The 22,787-nt window shown below is 54.7% G+C and carries 19 protein-coding genes and 1 tRNA gene; 8 read left to right on the forward strand and 12 right to left on the reverse strand.

Annotated features, from left to right (window positions below):
- Positions 1-135 precede the first annotated feature (135 nt).
- The 3 genes from LOC67_RS17360 to LOC67_RS17370 all read right to left on the reverse strand — a co-directional run bounded on the left by LOC67_RS17360 (position 136) and on the right by LOC67_RS17370 (position 3,660).
- The gene (locus tag LOC67_RS17360; RefSeq protein ID WP_230263917.1) at positions 136-1,038 is read right to left on the reverse strand and encodes a dihydrodipicolinate synthase family protein; all 903 of its coding nucleotides are present in this window, start codon (positions 1,036-1,038) and stop codon (positions 136-138) included.
- A gap of 153 nt (positions 1,039-1,191) precedes the next feature.
- Complete coding sequence (locus LOC67_RS17365; RefSeq protein WP_230263918.1) at positions 1,192-2,130, reverse strand: SMP-30/gluconolactonase/LRE family protein; 939 nt, start codon at positions 2,128-2,130, stop codon at positions 1,192-1,194.
- A gap of 33 nt (positions 2,131-2,163) precedes the next feature.
- Positions 2,164-3,660: an endo-1,4-beta-xylanase gene (locus tag LOC67_RS17370; protein WP_230263919.1), complete on the reverse strand. Its 1,497-nt coding sequence runs from the start codon at positions 3,658-3,660 to the stop codon at positions 2,164-2,166.
- A gap of 490 nt (positions 3,661-4,150) precedes the next feature.
- Between LOC67_RS17370 and LOC67_RS17375 the strand changes: the two genes are divergently transcribed.
- Positions 4,151-5,050, forward strand: a complete 900-nt coding sequence (locus LOC67_RS17375) for a phosphoribosylaminoimidazolesuccinocarboxamide synthase (RefSeq protein ID WP_230263920.1) — start codon at positions 4,151-4,153, stop codon at positions 5,048-5,050.
- A gap of 41 nt (positions 5,051-5,091) precedes the next feature.
- Here LOC67_RS17375 and hemQ read toward each other — a convergent pair whose 3' ends face one another.
- Positions 5,092-5,931 carry a hydrogen peroxide-dependent heme synthase gene (hemQ, locus tag LOC67_RS17380; protein ID WP_230263922.1) on the reverse strand — a complete coding sequence of 280 codons (840 nt, stop codon included), beginning with the start codon at positions 5,929-5,931 and terminating at the stop codon, positions 5,092-5,094.
- Between the two features lie 452 nt (positions 5,932-6,383).
- Here hemQ and LOC67_RS17385 point away from each other — a divergent pair, with 452 nt between their 5' ends.
- Positions 6,384-7,253 carry a DUF1571 domain-containing protein gene (locus LOC67_RS17385; protein WP_230263923.1) on the forward strand — a complete coding sequence of 290 codons (870 nt, stop codon included), beginning with the start codon at positions 6,384-6,386 and terminating at the stop codon, positions 7,251-7,253.
- A 120-nt stretch (positions 7,254-7,373) separates the two neighbouring features.
- Here the strand turns inward: LOC67_RS17385 and gatC are convergent, their stop codons facing one another.
- Together gatC and rpmB are read right to left on the reverse strand one after the other, a co-directional pair.
- Positions 7,374-7,661 (reverse strand): Asp-tRNA(Asn)/Glu-tRNA(Gln) amidotransferase subunit GatC, encoded by a 288-nt coding sequence (gatC, locus tag LOC67_RS17390; RefSeq protein ID WP_230263924.1) that lies wholly within the window; start codon positions 7,659-7,661, stop codon positions 7,374-7,376.
- Positions 7,662-7,778: 117 nt separating this feature from the next.
- Positions 7,779-8,045 (reverse strand): 50S ribosomal protein L28, encoded by a 267-nt coding sequence (rpmB, locus tag LOC67_RS17395; RefSeq protein ID WP_094411023.1) that lies wholly within the window; start codon positions 8,043-8,045, stop codon positions 7,779-7,781.
- Between the two features lie 556 nt (positions 8,046-8,601).
- Between rpmB and LOC67_RS17400 the strand changes: the two genes are divergently transcribed.
- Both LOC67_RS17400 and LOC67_RS17405 read left to right on the forward strand, forming a co-directional pair.
- Positions 8,602-9,069: a hypothetical protein gene (locus tag LOC67_RS17400; RefSeq protein ID WP_230263925.1), complete on the forward strand. Its 468-nt coding sequence runs from the start codon at positions 8,602-8,604 to the stop codon at positions 9,067-9,069.
- A 257-nt stretch (positions 9,070-9,326) separates the two neighbouring features.
- The gene (locus tag LOC67_RS17405; RefSeq protein ID WP_230263926.1) at positions 9,327-10,883 is read left to right on the forward strand and encodes an MJ0042-type zinc finger domain-containing protein; all 1,557 of its coding nucleotides are present in this window, start codon (positions 9,327-9,329) and stop codon (positions 10,881-10,883) included.
- A gap of 163 nt (positions 10,884-11,046) precedes the next feature.
- On the opposite strand, the gene LOC67_RS17410 is transcribed toward LOC67_RS17405, so the two are convergent.
- From LOC67_RS17410 to LOC67_RS17420, 3 genes are all read right to left on the reverse strand, one after another.
- A complete protein-coding gene (locus tag LOC67_RS17410; RefSeq protein WP_230265072.1) occupies positions 11,047-11,859 on the reverse strand; it encodes a thiazole synthase in 813 nt (270 codons plus the stop codon).
- 104 nt (positions 11,860-11,963) lie between these two features.
- Positions 11,964-12,167, reverse strand: coding sequence for a sulfur carrier protein ThiS (gene thiS, locus LOC67_RS17415; RefSeq protein ID WP_230263927.1), 204 nt, complete (start codon positions 12,165-12,167; stop codon positions 11,964-11,966).
- 276 nt (positions 12,168-12,443) lie between these two features.
- Positions 12,444-13,448, reverse strand: coding sequence for a sugar phosphate isomerase/epimerase family protein (locus tag LOC67_RS17420; RefSeq protein ID WP_230263928.1), 1,005 nt, complete (start codon positions 13,446-13,448; stop codon positions 12,444-12,446).
- A 407-nt stretch (positions 13,449-13,855) separates the two neighbouring features.
- Between LOC67_RS17420 and LOC67_RS17425 the strand changes: the two genes are divergently transcribed.
- Both LOC67_RS17425 and LOC67_RS17430 read left to right on the forward strand, forming a co-directional pair.
- On the forward strand, positions 13,856-15,064 hold the full coding sequence (locus LOC67_RS17425; RefSeq protein ID WP_230263930.1) for a type IV pilus twitching motility protein PilT: 1,209 nt from the start codon (positions 13,856-13,858) through the stop codon (positions 15,062-15,064).
- Positions 15,065-15,417: 353 nt separating this feature from the next.
- Positions 15,418-16,758, forward strand: coding sequence for an ATPase, T2SS/T4P/T4SS family (locus LOC67_RS17430; RefSeq protein ID WP_230263931.1), 1,341 nt, complete (start codon positions 15,418-15,420; stop codon positions 16,756-16,758).
- Positions 16,759-16,832: 74 nt separating this feature from the next.
- Here LOC67_RS17430 and LOC67_RS17435 read toward each other — a convergent pair whose 3' ends face one another.
- The 3 genes from LOC67_RS17435 to LOC67_RS17445 form a co-directional block, all read right to left on the reverse strand.
- On the reverse strand, positions 16,833-17,369 hold the full coding sequence (locus tag LOC67_RS17435; RefSeq protein ID WP_230263932.1) for a methyltransferase domain-containing protein: 537 nt from the start codon (positions 17,367-17,369) through the stop codon (positions 16,833-16,835).
- Positions 17,370-17,373: 4 nt separating this feature from the next.
- Positions 17,374-19,071, reverse strand: coding sequence for a glycosyltransferase family 4 protein (locus LOC67_RS17440; protein ID WP_230263933.1), 1,698 nt, complete (start codon positions 19,069-19,071; stop codon positions 17,374-17,376).
- 520 nt (positions 19,072-19,591) lie between these two features.
- Positions 19,592-21,841, reverse strand: a complete 2,250-nt coding sequence (locus tag LOC67_RS17445) for a serine/threonine-protein kinase (protein WP_230263934.1) — start codon at positions 21,839-21,841, stop codon at positions 19,592-19,594.
- Positions 21,842-22,115: 274 nt separating this feature from the next.
- Between LOC67_RS17445 and LOC67_RS17450 the strand changes: the two genes are divergently transcribed.
- Together LOC67_RS17450 and LOC67_RS17455 are read left to right on the forward strand one after the other, a co-directional pair.
- Positions 22,116-22,200: transfer RNA gene (locus LOC67_RS17450), tRNA-Leu, on the forward strand.
- A gap of 58 nt (positions 22,201-22,258) precedes the next feature.
- Positions 22,259-22,570 carry a hypothetical protein gene (locus tag LOC67_RS17455; RefSeq protein ID WP_230263935.1) on the forward strand — a complete coding sequence of 104 codons (312 nt, stop codon included), beginning with the start codon at positions 22,259-22,261 and terminating at the stop codon, positions 22,568-22,570.
- Positions 22,571-22,787: the final 217 nt, after the last annotated feature.

Raw genomic sequence — 22,787 nt, forward strand, 5'->3', positions numbered from 1 at the left:
AGAACAGCCGCGGGTTTTGACTCGCGGCTGCTTTTGTTGAATGTCTTGTCGCTTCGCTGTGGTGTTTCGCGTTCCGATCCGCGTCAACCAACCATCGCAAAGACAATGATGGGCCGTTCGGTCGCTGGGATTGGTTTACTTCATTTGCGCAACCGCAGCTTTGATTTTGCTGACGATGCCTGAGTCCAAATCGCTGACCAACGGAAGAATCGGGCCAGTGTTCGCGATACCTGCTTCAGCAACAGCGTGATGCAAGACGCGAATGGGGCTGTATTGGTTGCGAAGGTCCTCCAGTGGCAAGAACCATTCGCGGATCTTTTCGGCCTTCTCGAAATCGCCTTCGTGAATCGCGTGCATCATTTCCATACTGCGATTCGGAGCGACACAAACGCATCCACTGGTGAACCCGGTGACGCCGAAGTCACGGAGGTGAACGATGGCGGGTTGTTCCCCGATGCCGCTGACCATTCGGTCGCTCGGGAAGATATCGGTCAGTGATTTTAGGTATGGATCGTCAGACGGGTCGTCCAGCACGACGGCATATTTGATCCACGAAATCACGCCATCTTTTTCAAGAGCTTCGACCAGTGACGGTTCCAGCCAACGATCGAATTTGATGTACAACACCAAAGGTTTACCCAAACGCTCGGCCAATCGTCGAATGCCGGATGCACAGCCTTGTTGATCAATGATGTCGCGGGAAGGCAGCAGCATCGCGGTTGAGTATTCGAACTCGCGCAAGATATCGACCTGATCGCAGGCGAGTCCGTACGCGGGGCCGATCGAAGGGACGACAGTGGTTTCGTCAGCAGACTCTTCGGCCAGCATCGAAAGCGTCGCAGCAAACTCGCTTAGGCGAATGTGATAAAAGAGCGCGTTTCCTCCGTACAGCAACGAACGCACTCCACCGTCTTCGAGGAAGCGGATGATCTTGCGATTTTCTTCTCGACAGACTTCGCCTTCGGCATTGCGAGCCAATGGTGGAACGGCAAAGACACTGGTGCGGAGATGAGCGGGGTCGAATTCGGACTTAAGCATGATTTGAGGTGGGGAGTGATTTGGATACTTGGGATTCGTGACGCCAAGTATTCAAAGGCGGGTGTTTTTATTAGCGGTATCAGACGATCGTGTACTGCGTGGCTTTGTTTCCAGGGGCCAAACGGACACGTCAGGCGTCGAGCCGAGCAGGAGTTAGTGCAGCCCAGCGATCGGCATTTGAACCTTGTACAAGCCGGTGCGTGCGGTGACGAACATGGTTTTCCAGTCTTCACCACCGAAGCAAACGTTGGCTGGCTTTTGTGGGATCGAAACCAATCCAACCAACTTGCCTTCGGGCGAATAGATTTGGATTCCCAAATCGGTTGTGATATAGACGTTGCCTTCGACATCAAGCGTGATCCCGTCTGCTCCTGTACCTGACTTGCCGTCGGGTTGTTTCAGCGAGCAGAACGTTTTCGCCGGACTGAGTTTGCCCGGGCCGAGTACATCGAATACCAACATCTCCGATTGAGCGCTCGGGCACACGTAAAGCTTGTCGCCTTTGGGTGAAAGCCCGATGCCGTTGGGAGCCTTGATGTCAGAGCTGACACGTGAGACTTTGCGTTCTCCCGCGATTTCGGGAGCGATGTAATAAACCGCTTGGATCGTTTGGGGTAGCGGTGTGGGGGCGCTAAACAATGGGTCGGTGAAATAGATGCCGCCTACCGAATCGACGATGAGGTCGTTGGGAGCGTTGAAGCGCCGTCCGCCAAACTTCGATGCCAGCACTGTGGCTTCGGCGGTCTCGTAATCGTACTGAACCACTTGCCCGTCCATTTGACAGGCTCGCAGATTTCCGTCCACCGCGATCAGGATTCCATTGGTATGGGCCGATTGATCGGTGAACTTGTCGATCGTTCCATCGGGACGAAGGCGATGAACGGCGGTGTTGGGAATATCTGAAAAGTACAGCGTTTTCGATTTTGGTTCCCAGGCCGGGCCTTCGGTGAACGTGAAGCCGTCTTGAACCAATTCAACTTCGCCGACCGCTTTGATCGATAGCTCATCGCTTGGTTCTTGAGCAACACAGCAAGCTGACAAAACAATCGCCTGCATCGCCGCCAAGTTCCTCATCCATCGAAACGACAACATGCGTGTACTCTCCAATTGGTTTTAGTTAGACCGCTAAGTCAATAATTCTTCGCGAACGCGTTCAAAGTAGTCCAGGATCGGCCTTGGGAATCCCTCGGCGTTGATTACACCGGAGTGGGCTTGGACGTGTGGTTCGTTGTCTGCCCAGCCATCCCAAACGATTCCATGAACAACTTGCTTGGCCAACAGTGTACGGACTAATGGACCGGCCGTGCGGAGTTGGTTGGCAGCTAATTCTGCTTTATTGTCACCAACAATCAGCGTTGGGGTTTTGACCTTGGCGTTGGTGTCTTCTCCGCAGTCACCTGGGATTGTCAATTGCACCAACATCGGGATGCCAAGTGTTGCCCAGCGATCGATCATTTGGCCAAAGTCCAGTGCCGATCTGGGGAGCGTCGCGTCGCTGCCGTAGTTCAGGCGAACGTCGAGGCCAATCCCTGCCATTCCGAGTCCGCTGCGGGCGATCGCGTCGGCAAAATGCAAGGCCGAGATCCCGTCGCGGTGCTTTGCCAGGTATTCACCAAAAGGTTGATCGAACGAGATGATTGCGGGTGTATTGGGGTCGATGCGACGGACCGTTTGCAAGATCGCCACGGCAAGCCGCATCACTTGTTCGTCGTCCAAGCGGATCGGCCCGGGGGTATTCAATCCGGTGGCGCAATTCCAAAGCTGAACCGAACCACGATATCGGCTGACCACGCGTTCGGTAAATTGCGTGACCGAGGACAGGAACGATTCAAAGTTATCTTCGATCAGATAGAACCAAGGCGGCATCATCTCATCGCGGAAATCCAACAGCGGCCCACAGAGAATTTTCATTCCTTGTTCGGCACACCATTGAATCGTCCGATCGCTCTTATCAAATTCGTAGCGTCCGGCTTCTTCTTCGATCATGCCCCAGTTCAGCCGGACGGCCGCGGTGTTAAATGCTTTTGCAAAACGCGCCGAGTGTTGCGAGCGTGTGGGAGCAGGCGGAACGACACTGCCGGCCAGCAATGTGTTGAGCTGTGGTTCGCGTTGTTTGCGATAGGCAATCGATTGCAATGCGAAGGATTCGCCAAGGTCAGCGATCGCATTTTCCAATGTCGCGATCGCTTGCAGTGCCGATTGTGAGCAGGCACTTAAATCGTCTTGCTGTTGGACCGCGTCGAGAAACTGATCGGTGCCACGTTGAAGCAGTTCACCGAAGCGATCGCCAAGTGAAAGTCCCGCTCGTTGCCAAGTGTCCGATTGCACGCGTGCGCGGTAACAGCTGCCGCGAGCCAGTTCCAGAAACAGCGGATACGGCTCGGACGAAGGCATCAGCGTGCAAGTCGAGAGCGTTCGGTATCCCAAGCCTTTTGTCGGGCAGGTGAGGTACAGCTTGCCCGACGTTTCGACAGGGCGGCTGATTGAGAGAATGCCCTTCGCTTTTTCTTGCCTGCATTCCCAGGGGACACCTTCGATCCCGCAAATATAAGCATCCTTCCACAGCGTCTGCTTTAGCAACAGCGTCGAATCAGGGGGGACGGCGAAGTGAAATTGCCCCATGGGTGCGCTGAACGATCCGAGACTGAAGCAGGTATTGAAAGATCCGAATTCGGGGTGCTCAGTTTACCCCGACTCCGACATCAACGCGACTGGTGGAAAGCGTTCGCGATTAAGCCACGTGAACGTCGCGTCTGCGCTGCTGAACTCATCCGCGAAAACTTGGTCATCGGGCCGGAAATCGTGCATGTATAATTCATCGCTTCTTCTCAAACGACGCTCGCGCTAGGCCCCTGATCGCAACCAATCGCGCTGGCGCGTCGACGGAAATGCGACGCTTGGGATTTCGAGATGAATCACGGTTCGTGTGTAACTCAAAAGAGGGGATCCCAGGTGGGGTCGCCCGTGACTCGGTGTGGTTGTGAAGCTGAGGCAGATCACCAACAATGCCCGAATTGATGTCCGCGGATGAGTGTTTGCAGATCTCTATTCGCCGGGCCTAGCTGGCTTCAAATTGAAGTCACCTGAACGGTCGCCTTTAAACCTGTGGTGAATGATGTCGAGTTCGGCACTTTATAAATTCGACGCCCTTGGTGCGCTGCTGGAAACCGAATTGCCATTGCCCAGGCGTAGTGGCAAAGTGCGGGATGTCTATGAGTTGGGCGATTCGCTGCTAGTTGTCAGCACCGACCGAATTAGTGCTTTCGATTACATCCTGCCGAGCGGAATTCCTGACAAAGGAAAGCTGCTAACTCAGATGAGCGTGTTCTGGTTTGGTTATCTGGATGTCGAGCATCACCTGATCTCCACTGAAGTACCGGCTGAACTGGCCGAGCGGTTTGATGTCCAGCCACTCGTTGGCCGCGTCATGGTTGTTAAAAAAGCGAACGTGGTGCCTTTTGAATGCGTCGCTCGCGGCTACTTGGAAGGCAGTGGCTGGAAGGAATACCAAGACAACCAGCAGGTTTGCGGCAACAAGCTTCCCGAAGGCCTGACGCAATGTTCTGCGCTTCCCGAAGCGATTTTCACTCCGGCGACCAAAGCCGAAGAAGGGCATGACGAGAATGTCACGATCGGTCGAATGATTGCCGATGTCGGAAGCGACCTGGCGTTGCATCTACGTGACGAAACGTTGCGTTTGTATCGTCAGGCAGCCGAGTATGCGAAGTCACGCGGCATCATCATTGCGGACACCAAATTCGAATTCGGACAGGTCGACGGCGACACGCCGATTTTGATCGACGAAGTCCTGACACCCGACTCTTCGCGGTTTTGGGATGCCGCAACCTACGAAGCCGGGCACTCGCAACCATCGTTTGATAAGCAGTTCGTACGTGAGTGGTTGATGGCGTCCGACTGGGATCGCAATTCACCACCCCCGCCATTGCCCGAAGAGATTATTCGGCAAACGGCGGCAAAGTACCAAGAAGCGTTTGATCGCTTGGCAAACTGAGTTGATCCAAGCGGCTCGGCGCTACACGAGGGCGACCGGCACTACACGACTTTGCAGTGGTGCAGGATTTCATTCGCGGTGGCTCGATATCCGACATAAAACGGGCCAAATTCAGCGTACTTGGCACTCGCTTTGTCGAATCGCATCTTGTAGACGATATCCTTCAGATAATCTGGGTTACGTCCCCACAAAGTCACCATCCATTCCCAGTTATCGAGGCCGACGCCAACGGTGATCAGTTGTGAGACTTTGCCAGCGAAGGCGATTCCGCTCTGGGCGTGTTCGGCCATCATCGAGTTGCGATCGCTAAACGATTCCATGAACCAGTTCGCGTCAGGCACGCGAGACTTATTCATCGGATAGAAGCACGCCGCTGGCCAATCGGGAAACTCGGGACGGAGCCGCTGTTCGTTCATCATCGGCAAGCGTCGTTCATAGGCGGCGACTTTTGCGTTCAGTTCATCGCTGCCTTCGGCGGAGCCTTCTTTGATCAGTCGTTCACGGTACTTTTCGATCGAGGGGACGTACTCGCTGACTTCGCTGATCGAAACGAATGACCAGACCGGTGTGATGAATTGTCCCAAAGGCGGCGCGATCAGGGCTTGGTGAACCGCGTCGACTTTTGCAGGGTCTGGGTCCATCACGACGATGGCAAAGTCTGCCTCGTGACCACTGATCCAGTACGCAGCCAGTCGTTCGGGCTTTGTCTCTGGGGAAGGCGAAAGTGCCGAGCGAAAGCTTTCGGCGCAGCCCGGTGACAAAACGTGTGGCATCGCTTCACGACGGAACCGGTACAGAAAGTGGCCGCAGTGCCAGCCTTTCTCTGGAATGGTCGATGGTTCGGGCAGAGGCGTAGCGTGGGGGTTGGGTCGACCGGACATCAGCAATGCAATCCTTGAAGGTAAAGTCTGGCATGGTTGTCGAAACAGAATCCGCGCCAGCGATAAACTCAAATGGTACTGCGTAGCATCCCATTTATCACGGTGCCGCGCAAGGTGTGGTCAGAACGGTGCTGGGCGACCAAAAGGGCATTTCGCGGAAGCCGTCGGTCGGTTTTTTTTGCCGATCCTCTTGAGGAAATTTCGGATCAATCTGGAAAACAGACATTCAGGGGTGCTAAAAGCGGGGTCCATGCGTGTTATTGCAAACACGACGGCGATTCCCTTTCCCTTGGCATGATCCATCTGGCGCGATTGTTGGGTTGATCGGGAAGCAAACGGTTGGTCCGAATGAATGCTCGCGCGTGGAACCACTTATCTTTCCCCGGCAGATGCGGCGATACGAATCCCAGGTCGAATTTCCGGATTCTCGAGCACGCAAGGAAGCAATCGGGATGCAACGACGTCAATTCCTCTCCCTCACGGGATCGTTCGCAGCGGCTGCAGTCGCTAACCAGGCATTTGCGAAGCCTCCGCACTTGGTCGAGCCTGTTCACCGGGTTGCCAATGCCAGTATCACACCCGCAGCGCCGGTCAAGATATCGACCCTGGACGCAGCGATCTCGCAGGCACGGCAGTCATTGGATTTATGCCGCGATAGCGTATCGGATTACACCGCTCTGTTGGTCAAACGCGAGCGTATCGGCGATACGCTGGGGCCGCACGAATACATGTCGGCCAAGATTCGTTGCCGCAAGGTCAACAACGGCCGCGTGGTGCAGCCTTTGAGCGTTTACCTCAGCTTTTTGAAGCCTTCGACTGTCAAAGGTCGTGAGGTGATCTATGTGGAAGGTGCCAACGAAGGCAACATCATCGCTCACGAAGGTGGCTTTAAAGGCCGCTTCTTGCCGACCGTTCAGCTGTCGCCCACCGGTGCATTGGCGATGCGTGGTCAGCGCTATCCGATGACCGAAATCGGTGTCGAGAACTTGCTCGTTAAGTTGATCGAACGTGGCGAGCAGGCTCGCCAGTTGCCCGACGTTCAAGCAGAAATGCGGCGCGGCATTAAGATCAACAATCGACCTTGCATGTTGCTAACCGTGACGCAGCCTTCACGTCGTCCCGACCTGCTGTTTTATCAAGCGAAAGTCTACATGGACGAAGCTTTGAACCTGCCGATTCGCTACATCGCGTACGATTGGCCAAAGCCGGGTCAGACTGATTTAGAGGTGCTTGAGGAGTACAACTACCTCAATCTCAAAGTCAACGTCGGTCTGACCGACAAAGACTTCGATCCGAACAACAGTTCGTACAACTTCTATTAATCTGCAACACCGCTTGGCGGTGGGTTTAGACGGGATTTGCAGCGGCAGCGTTGCTGTGATCCCAATTGTCGCCCTTCACTACGTGAAGGTAACGTACGTGCCCGCTGGTTTTGCAGGTTGTTAGCCCAGGACTGGTGGAACGCGGAAGCATTCTTCGTCGGAGGCTGGGGCATTTCCCAGTGCGGCTTCTCGCTCGAGCCCTTGGACGAGCTCGTCCTCACGCCAGCGATTATCCACGTCCAGGGCCGTTGTCATTGGCTCGACATCTGATGTGTCGAGCTCGGACAATTTGTCGATGAACCCGAGGATGCTTTCCAGCTGTGGTGCCAGCCGCTGAAGTTCCTCCTGTGAAAGCTCAAGTCGAGCTAGGAGGGCGAGCTTCGCGGCATCTTCGGTAGTCAAAGCCATGTGAGAAATCCGATCACGCGGCCAATTTGGCGCTGGAGGAATTTGGCACTTGAGATTTGGCAACGGTTCGCAGTGCAAAGTTGCACAATGCGGACGCGTTGCTTCCCGGCGTCGCTGCTACTTAGCGCCGCTAACATCAAAGGGCTTAGTCTTCACCGTTTTGCGGATCGCGCCACTGCGGATGCACTGGACGCAGACACGCATCGACTTGTTTTCACCTTCAGGGGTGGTGACGTGTACTTTTTGCAGGTTGGGGACAAACTTGCGACGAGTGATACCGGTGATTTTGGTACCGACACCACCGAGGTATTTCGCTTTACCGCGGGTTTCGATGCGGTTGCCCATTTGAACTTTCTTTCCGCAAACTTCACATTGACGTGCCATAGCACCGCTCCCCGTCGAATTCGACGGGTCTCCTCGATTCAATCGTTAATCGTGTCTGTCTGAAGCACCCGGGCAGCATGCTATGCCGGGAAAGCTTGTCACTAAAGTGTTCTGTATAAACAGTTTGCAGCAATTCAAGCGTGGCCGGAAAAGCCCGGATTCGCTATGCCGCCTGAAGGTGGAGAGAATCGGGATTCTCGGATTCGACACCTGGCGGAACACTGCAGAGCGGCAAACTATACAAACCTTGGCCTTTCGGCGAAAGAACCATTCTTGTGACGTATTTGAAGCTTGGGTTTCTTGAGCGAATCGGTAGAGATTCATAAAGAATCCGAAAACACAGGCCGAATAACTTTCCTAGGCCCTCAGCTCGTTTGGAAACGAGTCCACTGCCCGAGATCAACCGGGGCCAGGAGATCGGGCTTCCCCCCTGATGCGAAACATGATGTCGACCTACCGAAATCAGCTTCTCTGCTCGATCGCTTTGCTTGTTGCCTGTTGTAATTTCACTGGCTGCTCCTCGTTGAAGACGCCGGGGGCAAAATCTGTGGATTTGATGTCGCCCAGCACCAGCTTGCTAAATCCCTTCGCAAAGAAAAAGTCAAAGTTTCGGATGGCTGACGGCTCAGAAGCCAATCTCGGCTATGCCGCGAGCGGATCGATGACGATGGAGACCTATCAGAAAATTCGCCAAGCAAAGGCACAGAACGCGGTCGTATTACAGGTGGCAAATGACAGCGAGCCGATTCGCGTCCTGCCGTTGCCACCGGGGGAGAAGTCAGCGTTTGTCAGCGAACTTTTGACTCAAACTGGCTTGCTAAGCAAACTCGATTCCATCGAAGCAACCGTCTACCGTCCGACTCCAGATTCGATCGAAGGGGCGAAGATGGTGGTGCATTTCACCGACGAAGACACGATCGATCCGACGACCGACTACTGCCTGCGTCCGGGAGATCGCATCCAAGTGACTCAGGTATCGACCACGCCTTGGGAAAGCTTGGCCAACACCATCATGCGTCGCTAGCGAGACTCTGCCCCGCGGTCAGTGGGTGACTGAGTTCGGGCCGTCGCGAACAGGCTGTCGCGAACAGGGTTGTCGCAAACAATGCTGCTGCGATCTGTGTTTTGGACGGCAGCGACGACACCGTTTGCAATGCTTTCTGTTTGCAGTGCGTGTTGTTGACGACGCCTGCTGCTTTCGATGCCGGTTGTTATCATAGAAGGGTCGCCGCCGTTGACAGTTTCCGGCGTATTGTTTGATCCGCTCAGTTGTATTGCTCCATGTCGCAAGTTGTGCATTGTCCCAAGTGTCACTCCGCCGTCTCGATCCAAGCGGAGCAGGCCGGAATGCGTGTGCAATGTCCGAGCTGCCAGAAAGCATTTCTGGCTCCGGCGATCTTAGATAGCCATGGTTCCGGTGCACCACGCGCTAGCGAAGAAGACGAGGATTGGCTGAGCCTTGGCGACAGTACTGACAAGGCACCGAAGGCTGAAGAGCCACTGGAAATCGGGCAACAAGACATCGTTTCTGATCCATTGAGCACACCCGCACCGCAGAAGCCTTCAAAAGAACGACCCGATGACATCGAAGTCATGGATGTCGATTCAGACAACCCGTTTGAATCAATCGACACGTCAGGCTTAGGAGCACAACCATCTGCCGATGCCAGCGATGACGATCCATTCGCGATGGCTCCGCTTGTCGATCGCCCGGCGGCTGACAATCCCTTTGATTCGATCCCTGATTTAGAAGCTTTCGAAAAGCAGTTTCCGGCTGCGTCATCATCTCTGGGATCATCATCTCCGGCCGCTCAACAGTCGGCGCCAAAGGTCGAATACGAAAACGAGTTTCGAGTTCGCTGTCCGGTCTGTGAATCGATGATCTCGGTCAATGCCTCGCAAAGCGGCAAAACAGTCAAGTGTGGTGATTGCCATTCGGAGTTCAAGGTCGGCAAGCCACCGCGGAAAAAGAAGGAAGCACCTAGCCTCGAAACCGCAGCGACCTTCCGATTTACTAACAACGATTCGCCGAATCGCCCGGCGGACCCGATGGCACGTAGCGCCGAAGAGCTTTTAGAAAACGCGGCCCGAGAGGAGCCTGACGAAGAGCAAAAGCTGGCGATGGATTTCGACACCATCAGCACGGCAAGTTGGTTGAAAAGCGTGTTTGGGATCTTTCTGGATGTCGGCGTAATCGTTCACCTGTTGGGCCTGTCGGTAATTTTGGCCGTGCCGGCCGCGTTGATTTCGCCCTACCCCAAGCTGTCGATCTTGTTGATGCCGCTGGGGCTATTCGGGATCACGCTGACCGTTTCATGTGGCTTTGCGATCCTGTTTTCGGTGGCGAACGATACCGATCGTGTCGAGGATTGGCCTACCGTCGACCCTACGTCGTGGTTCGAAACACTGGCATTGGTGATAGCGGCGACGGCGATCTCGGTCGGCCCGGCTTACGCGATATCGATGCTCTTCAGCGTTCCGACGATCATGACGTTGTCGCTGGTGATGTTCTGCGTCTACGCAGCATTTCCGATTATCTTGCTTTCGATGCTGGACATGGGCACGGTCACGATGCCCTTTTCGCCTGACGTGTCGAAAAGCTTAATGCGATGCCAAGAGGATTGGGGCATCTTTTACTTCGCGACCGGCGTGCTGTTTGCAACCTTGTACGCCTACTTTGTCTTTTCATCAGGAGGCCCGGTTGCGGTCGGGCTGGGCGTTGTGCTGTCGATCATCGCGGCATTTTTGTACTTCGCGATCTTGGGCAGGTTGGCGATCGCGATCAGCGGCGTTGTTGAATTGACAACCTTAGAAAAACCCGACGCTGAAGAAGAATAGTCCGGCTGAAGTTATCAGCCGACGGGCGTTAGCCCCGGTTATTGCACTGAAACCGTGGCTAATGCCATACGGCGAATCTTAAAAGCGAGTTGGAACGAAGCACTCGTAAGAAGTTATCTTTCAGCCTCGTAAGCTGCCCGCCTGTATTGAGTCCAATGCTGTCCTATTGATAGGGACGTGTGCTGATGACCCCTTCGGTCGGACTTGAAGCGGTGCCGTAAAGTCGCTTGGGAATTCGCCCAGCCAAGTAGGCATGCCGACCTGCGATCGCGGCGTGCTTCATCGCTGTTGCCATTTGGACCGGATCACGGGCGTGTGCGATCGCGGTGTTTAGCAGCACGGCATCACCTCCCAGTTCAAACGCTTCGCTAACGTCACTGGCCGTACCGACACCTGCGTCAATGATGACTGGGTAATCCGGATCGTCCTCTTTGAGGTATTCCAGAATGATGCGAAGGTTGTTTGGGTTCAGTAAGCCCTGTCCGCTGCCGATCGGGCTTCCCGCCGGCATGACACTCGCCGCACCAGCTTGCTTGAGCCGCTGTGCTGTGACGGGGCAGTCGCTGGTGTAGCAAAGCACTTGGAATCCATCTTTGAATAGCTCCGTGCATGCGGCGACGGTTTCGGCCGGGTCGGGAAGCAGCGTTTTACTGTCCCCGAGGACTTCTAGTTTGACCCAGTCGTGGCCAGGATTTCCGAGTGTACGAAGGATTTCCCGGCCCAGACGTGCTGCGCGAATCGCGTCCGCGGCGGTGTAGCAGCCGGCGGTATTAGGCAGCAAGGTAAAGCGATCCAGGTCGATGAAGTCCAGGATGTTCTTGCCGCCACGCTCGTACAGCCGCTCGCGTCGAACCGCGACGGTGACACAATCAGCGCCCGACGCATCCAAGCTGTCGCGCATCTGTTCCATCGTGTCGTATCGCCCCGTTCCCACGATAAGTCTGCTGCTCAATTCGTGGTTGCCGACCCGCAGCACGGATCCTGACGAGGGCGTGTCGTCAGCGGATTGGGAGTGATCGGGTTCGGTTGGCTGTGCGAGCGACACGGAAATCTGGTGATTATTGGGAGTGGATATCTGGCTCAGCCGCCACCGACCAACGTGACGACTTCGACGTCGTCGCCGTCACGCACGGTAACGCTGGAGTAGTTTTCGCGGGGAACAACATCCGCGTTGACTTCGACGGCTAAATAGTTTGGTGGAACGTCGACGGTGTCAAGCAACTGCTCGACACTCATTTCCGATTCCAGCTCCACCGCTGAACCGTTGACAGTAATTTTGATCATGTGAATGCCTGCAGATTCAGAAACACAGTTGCGGCAGCCGGTGCATTTTAAGCCTTTGAATTTAAAACGGCCGTCGCCCAATTGATATCGACTGAATCTGTCGATTTCGACGAGGCGGACAGCCGTTTAAAGTCTTCGAACGCATTTCACATTGACCGTCTCCAGGCAACCGCTTTTGGGGCGGTGGGTACCGGATTAAGGCTATGGGAAAGCGTTTTCAGGTTGTGGCGTCACGTGCCTGCGGGACATGTGTTCGCAGGGCACGCGTGACGACGATCAGTCGTTTGACTCGTCGAATGCCGCATCGAAGGCTCGCGTGCTTGGCGAGAAGTCCAGCTTCTTGGTGAATTGGCAAGCTTCGGTCGCACCGAACTCACGATCCATTCCGCTGTCTTCCCACTCGATCGACAGTGGGCCTTGGTAGCCGACGTCGTTGAGCGCGCGAATGATTTCTTCGAAGTTCACACCACCGCGTCCGGGGCTACGGAAATCCCATCCGCGTCGGGCGTCGCCAAAGTTGATGTGGCTGCAGTTGATACCGCTCATCCCATCGAGTGTGACGATCGCGTCTTTGATATGTACGTGGTAGATGCGGTCGGGGAATCGGCGAATGAATTTGACGGGGTCGACACCTTGCCAGATCAGGTGGCTTGGGTCGAAGTTAAAACCGAATTCGGGACGGTGGTCGAGTGCTTCGAGGGCGCGTTCGGCGGTGTAGATGTCGAACGCGATTTCGGTCGGGTGGACTTCCAAGGCGAAGCGGATTCCACATTCCCCGAAAACGTCCATGATCGGATTGAAGCGTTCGGCTAGCAGGTTAAAACCGTCGTCGATCATGCTGGGGGGAACCGGTGGGAACGAATACAGCAGGTGCCAAATGCTGCTTCCGGTAAATCCGTTGACGACTTCGACGCCGAACTTCTGTGCCGCACGGGCGGTGTTCATCAGTTCTTCACAGGCTCGCTGGTTCACACCCGCTGGGTCACCGTCACCCCAGACGTAGTCCGGCAGGATGGCTTGGTGACGCTCGTCGATCCGGTCCAAGACGGCTTGGCCGACCAAGTGGGCACTGATGGCGTGACATTGAAGTCCGGCATCGTCGAGAGCTTTTCGTTTGTTGTCGCAGTAATCGTCTTCGGCGAGCGCTTTGTCGACTTCGAAGTGATCACCCCAGCAAGCCAATTCGATCCCGTCATAGCCGAAACCCTTGGTCTTCTCCACCATCGTGGTGAACGGAAGGTCTGCCCATTGACCGGTAAAAAGAGTGACGGGACGCGCCATGGAGAACTCCGATGTAATAACGTGAAATCTTGGACGAGGGGAGGAAAACTTGCCGCGTATTGTGCGCTGGATTCAGCTCAGCCTGCAACAACCCTCGCCCATTTGCCGAAATACAGTGAAAACACTCCACCGGTTTTGGGGTATCGTGGGGTGCGGTCCCGGATCAAACTCGCGCTAATCCGCGTAGATTCACGTTCGAGTCGCCAGCGAAATTCGTTGAGTAACGGATCGCTTGGCCTAGAATGGGGATAATGATGCATCCGGACGCCTCCGAAATCGGACCTCGATGCGTTCGGGCTACCGGTGGGACGTCGTCCATCGGCATGAAACCTTTTACTTGACTGACCGCTGAAACTCTTTGAAACGGCTTCGCGGCAATCTTTTCGCTATCAGCAACATAAGACTACATGGCTCACAAGAACGGCAAATCAGCCCCTTCGGCTCCTCGCGTTTCACAACCGACAACGATGGAAGCCGTTAAGGATCGTCTGCGTCAAAGCTTGCTGAAAAAACGCGATGCTTTGGAAGTCGACAAGTTCTTCCGCGCGTTGGTGAAACTCGAGGGCAGTGACTTGCACATGAAAGTCGGCCAGCCTCCGATGGTCCGTGTCGGTGGCGAGCTGAAACCGCTCAATCGGGGACCGATCGACTCCGAAGAAATGGTTGACTTGCTGCTGCCAATGATGGATCAGCGAAACCTGTTGATCTTTGAAGAAGAAGGCGGGGCTGACTTCGCGTACCTGTGCGATGTTGACGGGACACGCTGGCGATTCCGGGTCAATATGCTCAAATCGCTCGGCAATATCGGTTTGGTTGCCCGTCGAATTAACAACTTCATCCCTGACTTTCGCGGCTTATTCCTGCCCGATTCGATCGAGCAGCTGTGCCACTTTGAACAGGGAATGGTGCTGCTCGCCGGGGTGACCGGTAGTGGTAAAAGTACCACGATCGGTTCGATGTTGAACTACATCAACTCGCTGTACCGGAAACACATTCTGACCCTTGAAGACCCGATCGAATTTATCTTTACCGAGGATAAATGCCTGATCAACCAGCGTGAAATGGGGCAGGATGTCAAAGACTTTAACATCGGGATGAAGCACGCCGTTCGTGAAGACCCCGACATCATTCTGGTCGGTGAGCTTCGTGACGAAGAGACATTTATGACCGCGATTCACGCGGCAGAAACCGGACACTTGGTCTTCGGGACGATTCACGCTGCGAGTGCGTCGACCACCATCGGTCGTATTTTGGACTTGTTCCCCGAGGAAATGCACAACGCCATTCGCAGTGCAATCGCCTTCAATATGAAAGGCATCGTCGCTCAGAAATTGCTCAAGAGCATCAAGCCAGGCGTTTCGCGAGTCCCGACCTGCGAAGTGATGACCTTCAATCCGACCATCCGAAAGTTGGTCCTCGAAGGCAAAGACGAAAAGCTGCCCGATGCGATTCGGATCGGTGCCGAAGACGGTATGCAGGACTTCACGATGAGTCTGAAAGGTTTGATCGACGACGAATTGATCGATCGCCCAACAGCTTTCGCCGTCGCGCCAAACAAGGATGCCTTGAAAATGGCCCTCAAAGGCATCGACGTTAAAGCGCCAGGGATTCTGTAACAGCCTGCGCTGGGCTTTTCCAACAGCGATCGCTCGCTGTCCAAGGCAGACGGCTCTGTATCATCCGCCAATTAGGCACAGGCCCGTCGCCAAATCGACGGTGCGTTTCTAGCGAGATGAATTAGAATAGGCGGACATTTTCCGGTTCTTCAATGTTCGGATGTCCGCTTCGATGACGCCGCTCCGGACGGTAGGTTATGGTTTAGAACGCCGACCGTTTCTGCGTGGAAAACCCCCGTTGAGGTCATCGGACCCCATGACGGTCGCTAGATCCATGCTGGTCGCTCGACGCTCGGATTCACCAGCGGTGCTACTCGTTTACTTTCGTTCCCTTTTCATCGATTCTGTCTTTAATGCCACAAGATGTTCAGCCACAGCTCTGGCAATCGGTCGCGCCGGTCGAATTCACCCCAAAGCTGAGTGACAATTCGCAAGCTCAGGCACTTCTCATTGGAGCTCGCCAAGGAGCCGGTTTCGCGATCGCGGCCGGTCAGGTGTCGCACGCGATTCAGTCTCGGGCGACTCAGGTGCTCTTTGACTTTACCGCGGCCGGCAGTTCGATTCGCTACATGATCGATGGTCAGTGGGAACAGTTGCCGCCTCTGGATCGGGAAAGCAGTGACGCGATGCTGATCGCGCTTAAGCAGGTCAGCTTGATGAACCCTGCCGATCGTCGCAGCGCACAATCGGGATCGGTGAAAGCAAAGCTGAAAAAGGAAAAGTTCGACATCCTGTTGCAGTCACAAGGTGTTCCAACTGGCGAACGCGTCTTAATGCGTTTGGAAGCCATGCAGGTGCCATTTGAAACGCTTGGCGATTTGGGCATGCGTGACAAAATGGTCGCGACCCTGAAGCAGCACCTTAACTCCGATGGCGACATCGCCTTAATCACCGCTCCGAAAGGCGAAGGTCTGACGACGACTTGGAATATTGCCATCGGTGCCGCTGACCGTCTGGTGCGTGACTTTCAATCGTTCGAAGAACAGTCTCGTCCCGAGCCAGAGATCATCAACATCAACCCGAACTTCTACGGCGGATCGACCGGGATCACCGCTTCGGAAGCTTTGCGAAAGGCGATCCTGAAAGAGCCTGACGTCTACATGTTCCCCGAGAAGGTTGACTCCGACACCTTCAAGATGGCGCTCGGCCAAGTTGAAAGCTTGGACAAAAAGATCATCACTCGATTGGTCGCCAGCAGCGCTATCGAAGGGTTCGCGCGATTGGTAGCTGCCTATCCGGATCACCGGCAAGACATCGCAACCAAGACGGCATGTGTCTTGAGCCAGCGACTTGTTCGTCGGCTTTGTGACAACTGCAAAATCGGTTTCCAGCCTCCGCCACAGTTGCTGCAGCAATTGGGAATTCCACAGGGTCGGGTCGCGCTGTTGTACCAGCCATTCATCCCGCCTCCACCAGAACAGCAAGTCGACGAAAATGGTCGTCCTGCACCAATCACCCCGTGCCCGATGTGCCAGGGACGCGGCTACTTCGGCCGGATCAGCATCTTTGAACTTTTGGTCCCGGGGCCACAACTGCGTGACGCGATCACCAAAACACAGGACATGGCTCGGCTAGCTGCGATTGCGAAATCCGAAGGGTTTCACAACGTACAGACCGAAGCCGTACTGACGGTTGCCCGAGGCTTGACCAGTCTGGATGAGCTAAAACGGGCGTTCGCACGCAAAGCGAAATAGCCTGCGGCACATTGCTTGATTGCAAGCGTCCTCTGTAGTGACGCTTGCAGATTTGGATCGAGCGAAATGTTTGATCAACGATTCGTCCACTTCGCAACCACCGTCGGTGGTGCCGGTGGAAGCTGCGGTGTGTTGGCATCCAGCAGGATCTCAAAGCCGTGATCACGAAGGCGATCCGCGAGCCAGACCGAGCGGTGGCATTCGTAAGGATTGCCATGAGCCGCCCCCTGCTCCATCGCGTCATCAGGTGTGATTACGATCAGTGATCCGCCTTCATTAACGATTTGCTTCATGCCTTCCAGGACGGCTTCGGCGTCTTGATCGACAAAGTGTTCGATGACATCCCCGATGATCACTAAGTCGTAGGACAAGGTTTCCAGGGCAAGGTGCTCGCGTATGTCACGGACGTAGATGACGTCGTAAAGATCCCATGCGGGATTTCGATAGGTACCCCAAACCTCGACACCCGCCAAGCTGGTTTTCCATGGCATCACGCCAAGGTCAAGCCACTGACGAACCGCGATTCCCATCATTCCAAAGCCCATGCCCAGGTCTAAGACGCTGCTAGGCCGTTGATGTATCAGTTCGGTTGCCAATGTCGGGATCGCCATATAGCTACCGATTGGCATCGCTTGCCGCCTTTCGTTTGAGCCAAAGTTTGGAAAGTAGGTCCTCGTATCCTCGGGCCATCTCGCTGGCGTAGCCATATTTCTCGGCTAGCTCGATACCGCCTTGAATGATCGCGTTTCGGTACGTCGGAAACGATCTAAGTTTTTCGATCGCGGCTGCGATTTCGCCGGCATCCGGTGCGACCACGGCACCGTTGACACCATCGGTGATCAGGTCGGCGACCATGCCGTATGGGGTGCCGATGACCGGAACGCCGGCCATCATGGCTTCCATGGCGACCAACCCATAGCCTTCAAACCGAGACGGCATCACAAAGGTATCCATCGATGCATAGTAGTCGCCCAGGTCGCCATTTCCTTCAGTGATGACGAACCGCCCAGGCAAACGTTTCATGGCCTGTTCGAGCAGGCTATCACGCATCGGCCCATAACCGATCAGAAGGGCTTTGCATTGGCGTGGAAGCCTGGCAAGCGCGCTGAGGACTAGATCGGGATTCTTTTCTTCACTGAACCGACCGACAAAGCCGACGACAAAGTCATCGTCAGAAAAGCCCAAGGCTTCACGCGAAACCGAACGTGGCTGCGTCCGTACCAGTCGGTGTGGATCGACGCCATTGAGGACCACAGAAACCGGCCAGCCTTCGCAGACCTCTTCTCGCACGTGTTCGGTGACCGCAATGATATGGTCGACCGCTTCGCCGACTTTCGATAGGCGGTCGCGGGTGTAGTCGGCATCGCCATGCGCAATGAAGATGGAGATTGGCGGAGGCGACTCTTTGAGCCATTGGCAGACTTCATGCGATCTTGGTCCAGGGTCCGAGATAAGCATGATGTCGCAATCTTTGGCAGCCCGCATCACGCTTTCGCGGCCTCCGATTTCCACCGGCATACCCATTCTTGAGATCTGTCGTGGGTCGACCCAGTTGGTCACGACGACACTTCGCAAAAATTGCAAACGCGCGGGGTTGCTGTAGCGCGCCAGGGACGCCAGCCAGTATTCGATTCCGGCAGGAATCAATGCGGCATTTAGGTGGGCGATCCGCAGCGGTCGACCGATGGGCCAGCTTTCGTCATGATCGGATTGCCCCGGTTTGGTTTTTAAACCTTTCGACTCGATGAGCTTGGGGGAGTAGATGGTTGTTCGTTGGATACCCGCACCTTCCGCCGCGAACGTCTGACCCGAGTACATCGAAGATTGGACATACATTGCCGATCGAAGATACATCGCCGGTTGTGCCAAAATTGGTCCCTGAGCTAGCTCGGTATTCGGGTACGGCGGGTAGCCTTGTTCATGCAGGAAGGGGGCCTCTTGGTAAAAGACATTCGATTCCAGTTGAAATGCCTGAGCCTCCGGATAGAAGACTCTCGAGTCTGGCGAAAAGGCTTGAGCTTCGGGGTAGAAAATGTATGAGTCCGGAGAAAACGCTTGAGCTTCAGGATAGAAAATCCGGGAGTCAGGAGAAAATGATTCTGCTTCCTGGTAGAACACGCGAGCTTCTGGAGCGAGCGGATTTCCTTGAACATTCAAGGCATACATCGATCCTTCTAGGTCTCTTGCGGAGCCATACATTGCCGAGTCCACATAGATGGAATCCGTTGGCCCTGGGGGGCCGTCCTGGACTCTAGGGTCGTCGGATTGCGATAGACCTTCAGCCGGATTACTGTTTGTGATTTGCCAGGACATGTTGATCGTCAATGATGTAGGAAATCGACTCGACAGGCTCCGTGTGAAAGCCAAATCCCGTTAAACAACGGCTGATTTACTCGGGAAAAACATCGGGATGCCGCTCAATTTTTATCTCAATTCGGTGATGGAAATTGTTGGCTCAGGATGTGTCGGCTATGAATTCGTTGGATTGAATTCATTAAGCCAACTTTCGACGTTAAATCAAATGGATTTCAAACGGAGCGTACCCGGACGACGTGTGGCTGAAGAACCACGTTTGCCAGACGAAAGACAGCTCAAGGCTTAATAAGCGAAGCTGATAGGAGTATTTCAAAGGCGAATGTTCAAAAGGCCGGTAGGTGCTCTCGTTCCCAGGAAGCACTTTGCCGACTCGATCGCATTGTCATCACAGAAGCTAAGAACCTTTCTTTCACATCAGAACGGCAAAACTGTGGTTCAAAGCGTGATTGCCTTTTCAAACTCCAGTTAACTATGTCTACATCTGGCAGGTGCCGTTCGGCTACTGCTGCAGCATAGTCTAACGAGCTTGCGCGTAGACGCCCGAAATATTCTTACTTTTAGATTCGATCGGGACTAAATAATCGGGTGAGTCTTTGTCGAGCGACTTAAATTCATCCGGTTTCATGATCGTAAAGTATTCGCGAATCGCCGGTTGCAGAATTGACCGGGTTTCAACCCATTGATTTTCTGCGCACCACTGAAAATACCGGTCCACGTTTCCGCTGATTGTTTGACACGTGGTCGCATCGGCAATCAAGTTGTCATCGAAGCGGACGTCTTGATCGAGCTCAGAGTCGTTTAGAAACATCGCTATGTCAACGTCTGCGAATGTGTTGTATCGGACATTGATTTGTTGGGCGCATTGAGCCACTGGAAATCGGAAGCTAAATCCGGCTTCACCTTGCGACATCCAATTTCGTTCGACGAGCACCGAACGAACCTGGCCTTGGATCACCATCGGAATTCCGTAGTGGCTCTCATCATTGCGAAGATGGTTTTGATGGACGAGAACATGCTGAACGGGAGCTTCTGACACGTCGTGCGATCCGACCACAATTCCGACTGCACCGGCATCAAATTCACAGTGATGAATCTGCATCGGTGATTCGTCGGTACCGGACGCCCCGAAGTCAAACCGTACAAGTTCACAGCCGTGCGATTCGGTGCTCTTGGCTTGCAACTGAGAATTCTGCACGACCAATCCCGGGCAGTTGCCGGAGACGTGAAGTCCCATTTGTACGTCACTCGCTGAGATTGTCAGGCCATCGATGGTCACGTTTGCGACATCGACAACCCTGACGACAGGGCTTGCGAGAGGGCCTTCTAATCGGGCGCCTGAGGAACCGATTAACTTCAATCCTTCAAGTCGCTCCCTATCGGTGATATCGAACGGCCCTTGGTGAGTTCCGGGGCCGATGCGAATCGTCGTCCCCGGGGTCGCCAACGCGATCGCTTCACGCAACGAACTGACTTCTCCGCCGATCAAGTCAACGTTGATGATTCCATCTTCCAACGGATCTTCTGAAAGTGAAATAGGAGACGTCGACGAGGTGTTGCCTGGCGAATCACCTTGGTTCCATTTCCAGCCGGCTAATCCGATTGCCAGACATGCCAATACCAGCAGCACCGCTGAGAACGACCGAAGCCAGCGGTCGGAATGCAAGACCGAGCTGAGTGATCGCCGCGGAAGAGGCACAGGGAGATGGAACGAGGTCAAACGTTGTTGGTGCGAATGAGCGGACCAGCTGAGCAACAAATCGGCGACCTGCTGTGCTGACTTCGGACGTCCCTTGGGATTCTTGGCCAATAGCGTTGTCATCAACTGGTCAAATTCCGGTGGGATCCCATCAATGAATGACGACACCGGTGGCGGTGCGAAGCTGCGAACACGGGCGGCGCTGGCGTACGACGACCCGGCGTGAAAGGGACTTCGTCCATGGAACATTGCGTACAACACACAGCCGAGACTGAATAGGTCGCTCGCTTCGGTCAGCTCTTCGCCTTCGACCTGTTCAGGCGACATGTATGAAGGTGTGCCAACCATGTCACCAAGGCTGGTCAGATCAGAGTTCTCGACAAGCAGACGCGCCAAGCCAAAGTCGGATAATTTGACCCGCTCGATGTTGTCTTCCAGCATGACATTGCCGGGCTTGATGTCACGATGGATGATGCCGTGGCGATGCGCGGCAGCGAGTCCGGAAGCGATTTGCGCCCCGATGCGCAGCACATCCTCATAGCCCATCGGCGAATCTTGCGTGATTCGATCGGTCAGCGTTTGTCCTTCAACAAACTCCATCACCAAATACGGTGCGCCGTCTTTTTCGGCAACGGCGTGAATGGTGACGACGTTTGGGTGATTAACGCTTGCGGCCGCGCGAGCTTCGCGCAGAAAACGTTTTTGGGCTCGTTCGCTTGTGGTCAACCGTTCGGACATGACTTTGATGGCAACATTGCGATGCAATTGCTCATCAAAGGCTCGAGCGACAACACCCATGCCGCCGTAGCCGACAATATTTAGGATCTCGTAGTGCCCTAAACGTCCAATGGAATCTTCTCGCTGAGCCGGTTCCAAGTCGACTGGCATCCGCGTGGGCCGTTTGTACTTGTCCGGTTTGACGACTTTTGTGCGTTCGCTTCCTTCGTCTAGGCCCGATGTTGCGGGAGAGAGGGGGCTGGAATGCTGAGTTGAGTGTGCGCGGGACTGCAAATCAAAGTCGTCACTTTGTTCCAAACGGGAGTTTTCTGATTCGTCGATTGGTTCACTCATGTTCCTACCCTCGACGGGGAAAAGGTCTCGCTGTGCATCAGCGCAAGACGAAGGGGAGGCTTGCTGGGGGTGATTATATCCATCTCCAGAAAGATAGTAGAGGGATAGAAACGCGAACCCGGTGAATGAAAGACGCAACCAGCAGCTGGGTGACATCGCGTTTGGAGCGGAAATACCGGTTTTAGGCCCTGATTCACCGGTAAAACGGCAAAGCACCGGTGGGGCGGTTGACGAACAGGAAAGTTTCTCAGAAACTTCTCCGTCCAGTCAGCACGCGGCCGTGGCGGAACTGGCAGACGCGCTAGGTTGAGGGCCTAGTGGGAGTTAATCCCGTGGAGGTTCGAGTCCTCTCGGCCGCATCGAAGAAACCCCGTGACCAACGGGGTTTTTTCATGCGCGGATCGGATTCGGCAGCGAATGCTGAAACGAATTCCGCCGATCTACCTACCGATCGATCGCGACGTTGATCTGGAAACAGAGCGGTGGCCCTTTATCTGTCCGAGCCCCGTTCCGTTTATCTCTTTGGTTCCCTTCGCCCCGCGTGCGGCGAGAAAGGCTGGGGATGAGGGGCAAAGCCAGGCGTTCATGCAACTGACCCGCTCTGGCCAACAAGACCACGCAATATCGCTACCCTGTGGGAGCATCACGGCGGAGTGTGATGGGTACAGTTGGGACGCATCACGGCGGAGTGTGATGGGTACAGTTGGGACGCATCACGGCGGAGTGTGATGGGCACGATTGGAATGCATCACGGCGGAACGTGATGGGTACGATTGGAATGCATCACGACGCAGCGGGATCAAAGTTCTGCCAAAATTCTTTCCGATTCTCTGTCGGATGATCTGGAAATAGAGCGGTGTCCCTATTGACGCCTCGGCTCAGTTTTTTGAGTGTCACCGAATCAGGCGTTGTTTGCGTTCGTTCAGATTTTGTTTTGCTAGGTTGG

It is taken from the genome of Stieleria sp. JC731 (genome assembly GCF_020966635.1).
In the GTDB taxonomy this organism is placed as follows: Bacteria; Planctomycetota; Planctomycetia; order Pirellulales; family Pirellulaceae; genus Stieleria.

Coding starts and splice junctions, on each gene's coding strand:
- LOC67_RS17375 (WP_230263920.1), top strand. CDS start 4,151: ATGATGTCGAGTTCGGCACTTTATAAATTCGACGCCCTTGGTGCGCTG.
- LOC67_RS17420 (WP_230263928.1), bottom strand. CDS start 13,448: ATGGCGCGTCCCGTCACTCTTTTTACCGGTCAATGGGCAGACCTTCCG.
- rpmB (WP_094411023.1), bottom strand. CDS start 8,045: ATGGCACGTCAATGTGAAGTTTGCGGAAAGAAAGTTCAAATGGGCAAC.
- gatC (WP_230263924.1), bottom strand. CDS start 7,661: ATGGCTTTGACTACCGAAGATGCCGCGAAGCTCGCCCTCCTAGCTCGA.
- LOC67_RS17440 (WP_230263933.1), bottom strand. CDS start 19,071: ATGTCCTGGCAAATCACAAACAGTAATCCGGCTGAAGGTCTATCGCAA.
- LOC67_RS17435 (WP_230263932.1), bottom strand. CDS start 17,369: ATGGCGATCCCGACATTGGCAACCGAACTGATACATCAACGGCCTAGC.
- hemQ (WP_230263922.1), bottom strand. CDS start 5,931: ATGTCCGGTCGACCCAACCCCCACGCTACGCCTCTGCCCGAACCATCG.
- LOC67_RS17360 (WP_230263917.1), bottom strand. CDS start 1,038: ATGCTTAAGTCCGAATTCGACCCCGCTCATCTCCGCACCAGTGTCTTT.
- LOC67_RS17445 (WP_230263934.1), bottom strand. CDS start 21,841: ATGAGTGAACCAATCGACGAATCAGAAAACTCCCGTTTGGAACAAAGT.
- LOC67_RS17405 (WP_230263926.1), top strand. CDS start 9,327: ATGTCGCAAGTTGTGCATTGTCCCAAGTGTCACTCCGCCGTCTCGATC.
- LOC67_RS17400 (WP_230263925.1), top strand. CDS start 8,602: ATGTCGCCCAGCACCAGCTTGCTAAATCCCTTCGCAAAGAAAAAGTCA.
- LOC67_RS17370 (WP_230263919.1), bottom strand. CDS start 3,660: ATGGGGCAATTTCACTTCGCCGTCCCCCCTGATTCGACGCTGTTGCTA.
- thiS (WP_230263927.1), bottom strand. CDS start 12,167: ATGATCAAAATTACTGTCAACGGTTCAGCGGTGGAGCTGGAATCGGAA.
- LOC67_RS17455 (WP_230263935.1), top strand. CDS start 22,259: ATGCTGAAACGAATTCCGCCGATCTACCTACCGATCGATCGCGACGTT.
- LOC67_RS17430 (WP_230263931.1), top strand. CDS start 15,418: ATGCCACAAGATGTTCAGCCACAGCTCTGGCAATCGGTCGCGCCGGTC.
- LOC67_RS17425 (WP_230263930.1), top strand. CDS start 13,856: ATGGCTCACAAGAACGGCAAATCAGCCCCTTCGGCTCCTCGCGTTTCA.
- LOC67_RS17385 (WP_230263923.1), top strand. CDS start 6,384: ATGCAACGACGTCAATTCCTCTCCCTCACGGGATCGTTCGCAGCGGCT.
- LOC67_RS17365 (WP_230263918.1), bottom strand. CDS start 2,130: ATGTTGTCGTTTCGATGGATGAGGAACTTGGCGGCGATGCAGGCGATT.